Source organism: Flavobacterium sp. T50_26 (assembly GCF_057652995.1).
Genome location: NZ_JBYFCC010000061.1, coordinates 1 through 419, shown reverse-complemented (window position 1 = coordinate 419; position 419 = coordinate 1). Strand labels below are relative to the sequence as shown.

Below are 419 nucleotides of genomic sequence, written 5' to 3'. Positions count from 1 at the left end.
GTTGACCAGCACCACGATTGGAAAACAGAAGCCTATAAAGGCATGCCCAAAGGAAGCACCCAAGGCGATAGAAAAGACGAAAACGGCAATTTAATCCGACCCAAATATTTATCTAATCACACGCATTACAGTCCAACCGACCCAGATGCGAGAGTAAGTGTAAAGCCCGGCAAGGCACGCCAACTCAATTACTTTGGCCAACTCGCTGTAGACGACCAACATCATGTTATCACTGGAGCTTGTGCCGATTTTGCAGACAAACGCGACAGCCAATGTTTAGAACAGATAGTAGAACTAACCAAAGAAAATTTAGAAGAAAACCAACTGGAACTAGGCGAAGTATTAGCCGATGCAGGCTATAGCAGTGGCGAAGCTTTAAAATACTTAAACGATAACAAAATCAATGCTTGGATGCCTAA

At 43.7% G+C, this 419-nt stretch carries 1 protein-coding gene; it reads left to right on the top strand.

Annotated elements, in window-relative coordinates; translation table 11 throughout:
* Window positions 1-419: transposase (locus tag AC23MC_RS16435; protein ID WP_487569410.1), on the top strand; the 419-nt coding region annotated here is incomplete at both ends.